This is a genomic window from Escherichia sp. KCJ4928, from assembly GCF_004352695.1.
GTDB lineage: Bacteria > Pseudomonadota > Gammaproteobacteria > Enterobacterales > Enterobacteriaceae > ECMA0423.
On sequence record NZ_SJWV01000304.1, the window covers coordinates 1 to 3078 of the forward strand.

3 protein-coding genes are annotated in these 3078 nt (G+C 46.7%); all 3 read right to left on the bottom strand.

The genetic code is table 11. The features are described 5' to 3' along the window. Positions 1–1069: 1069 nt before the first annotated feature. Positions 1070–1192, bottom strand: a complete 123-nt coding sequence (locus E0D98_RS22885) for a colicin release lysis protein (protein WP_072165042.1) — start codon at positions 1190–1192, stop codon at positions 1070–1072. A gap of 94 nt (positions 1193–1286) precedes the next feature. Then, positions 1287–1550 carry a colicin immunity domain-containing protein gene (locus E0D98_RS22890; protein WP_001038407.1) on the bottom strand — a complete coding sequence of 88 codons (264 nt, stop codon included), beginning with the start codon at positions 1548–1550 and terminating at the stop codon, positions 1287–1289. Continuing rightward, positions 1547–3078 (bottom strand): colicin-D (cda, locus tag E0D98_RS22895; protein ID WP_131891098.1); only part of this gene is annotated, 1532 nt, incomplete at its 5' end. The genes cda and E0D98_RS22890, both read right to left, overlap by 4 nt.

Genomic DNA, 3078 nt, shown 5'->3' on the forward strand with positions numbered 1-3078 from the left:
GGGGATGACGGTGAAAACCTCTGACACATGCAGCTCCCGGAGACGGTCACAGCTGGCCTGTGAGCGGATGCCGGGAGCAGACAAGCCCGTCAGGGCGCGTCAGCGGGTTTTAGCGGGTGTCGGGGCGCAGCCATGACCCAGTCACATAGCGATAGCGGAGTGTATACTGGCTTAATCATATGGCATCAGTGAGAATTGTATGAAAAGTGCGCCATGGCGGGTGTGAAATGCCGCACAGATGCGTAAGGAGAAAATGCTCGTCCAGGCGCTTTTCCGCTTCCTCGCTCACTGACTCGCTACGCTCGGTCGTTCGGCTGCGGCGAGCGGTATCTGCCCACTCAAAAGCGGTGATAGTGTTATCCACAGAATCAGGGGATAAGGCCGGAAAGAACATGTGAGCAAAAAGGCAAAGGGCAAAAAAAAGTCGCGCCGCTGGCGTTTTTCCATAGGCTCCGCCCCCCTGACGGACTTCACAAAACAGACGCTTTTTCTGTGCATCTGTGGGAGCCATGAGGCTCAACCATGAAATCCGCCAGCGGTGGCGAAACCCGACGTGGCTTAAAGATCATCACCGTTTCCGGTGAATCGCTCCCTCCTGCGCCCCCACGTTCCCGCCATATCGATTACCGGATACCTTTTCCGCCTTTCTCCCTTGCGGGACACGTGGCGCTTTCTCATAGCTCACGTCTTCTGGTATCTCGGGGCGACTTAGGCAGTTCGCTCCGGGCTGGGCTGTATGCAGGAACCCCCCGTTCAGCCCGACTGCTGCACCTTCTCCGGTAACTGTTCTCTTGGGGCCAACCCGGAAAAGACACGACTTAACGCCACTGGCAGCAGCCATTGGTAACTGATTTAGAGGAGTTGCTCTTGAAGTTATGAACCAGTTAAGGCTAAACTGAAAAGACAGTTTTGGTGACTGTGCTCCTCCAAGCCAGTTACCACCGCCGATTAGAAGAGGTCGAAGACTTCTGATCGGACGGAAGGACCCGCCACAAGGCGGGTTTTTTCGTTTACAGGCAGCAGATTACGCGCAGAAAAAAAGGATCTCAAGAAGATCCTTTAATATTTTTCACTGAACCGCCACCCCGATTAGTTTCGAAGATGATGATGGAGCAATTGTTCCACCCTGAACATCTCTTACATAGTTAGCTTGGCAAGCAGTCAGACACAAAACAGCAAGAACGAGAATCATAGATCCCCCTATCTTTTTTTTTCATGACATCTCCTTGTCATGAGTGAATATCTGACATTTATACTTAAATGCCAGATATTAAAATCACTCATGATTATAATTTAAATTTTTCCAAGATAGATCGGACCTCAACCTTAAGTCCATTATCATCAATTTCATAATCAGCCCTATCTGCATCAGGCTCAAATCGCTCAGCAGCCATAAACAACTCTTCCCCACAATTTAATATATTCGGAGACAAATCCTTAACACCATACAATCTTCTCCGTTCAACACAAATTCGCTCTGAAAACTCAATTGCTGTAATTTTCGAAGCTAAAAATAATTTCGCCAAATCGATCATTGCCATCTTGTTCATAGTTCACCTGTCTCTAAATAAATTCGACCATTATCCGCATCTGGATTTATTTTCCACCCAGATAAGAACTCACCATTTGACTTAATTATAACCACATTCATCGTATTAGGATTAAAATAAACTTTTGAACCTTTTTCTCTTCGGTATGTTCCTTTCTCTACTGTATCCTTATCCGATAAATGCTCCTCAATAGCATCCCTGAATTTAGTAAGAGTTTCACGATTCTTTTTTGTATCACTAATACCAAAATCACCAGCATGTTTATATTTTTTATCAAGTTGTTTACGCGAAAATCGCCCTGAATCCAGAGGTTCATTAAGCATCACATAAACAGCTTCAACACCAGTCCCAGCAGCATCAGGACGCCAGTAAATAAAATCTCGTAGTCCACCAACATCAGAAACAGGAGTAATCGTCGTTACTGGCATTTCGACCGGTTTTACTTCCGTTCCTGTATGCACTGGTGTAACCGGAACGGGTTGATGATTACCTGTATCTGTTGGCACCGAAGGTTGTGGTACCGGATTAACCAGAATCGTCCGGGAAGGTGCGCCTACTACTGCTGGTAACGTGATTTTATCCAGTCCTGTTGCTGTATCACGGACAGCATTAAGAACAGGAACCGCAGCTGGGATACTTTCATTCCCTGTTTTCAGTAAATCCAGAGCTAATTGCCCGTTACTGTTTATCAATTGTCCACGAACAGGCAGATTTACACTCGTCGCACCAGGTTCAATGACCACGCCCTGTCCAGCCAACATCTGAGCACTCAGCGAAAACATCGCCTCCAGATTTCGCCCCGGCACGATATCACTTCCTGCTCCAGCTTCTTCTGAATGAAACCACAGAGCACCAAGAGAAATCCGCATAAGCAGGGGACTCACTTCGGGTATGGTTACTTTCTCCAGAGCATTACTGAAAAACTTGCTTATGTTGCCTGCAATATCACCAGCAGCAGTCCAGACACCAGTTCCGGTCATCGCCAGTTGTACAGAACTGGCAGTGTTATTCAGAACAAGAGCTCCCTGCTCATTCATTACTGAATTAGCCCTTTCCATCATTTCCTGTGTATATACAGGAGGCTGGTTCACACCTGCTTTACTAAATAACTCGGCTTTTGCTTTTTCAGCTTCAGCCCGGGCTACCGCTTCTTCTTTCTTGACTCTGAAATCATCCTTTGCTTTATTTTCGGCTTCCTGACGCTGACTCAGACCATTACTGCCCAGAATCTCTACAGTTGAAATATATAACGGAGAAACACCACTGCCTTCAGGAAAACGAACAATGACATCATGATTATTACTGGACATCGTATAACCAGCCTCAACATAATTACCTGTCTCAGCAATAACTCCTTCTTCCTGAATTTCGGGATTAGACAGAACCGGAGTATTCATCTGACCCACACTTAATACCAGGTCCGGTAGATTTGGTGATACAGGGGCACTGTAAACATCTTTAATATTTGTTCCCGGACGACTCCGGTCCGGAACTGGAACGGCATCAACTACCGGCACTGTCATCGGAA

Coding starts and splice junctions, on each gene's coding strand:
- E0D98_RS22885 (WP_072165042.1), bottom strand. CDS start 1,192: ATGATTCTCGTTCTTGCTGTTTTGTGTCTGACTGCTTGCCAAGCTAAC.
- E0D98_RS22890 (WP_001038407.1), bottom strand. CDS start 1,550: ATGAACAAGATGGCAATGATCGATTTGGCGAAATTATTTTTAGCTTCG.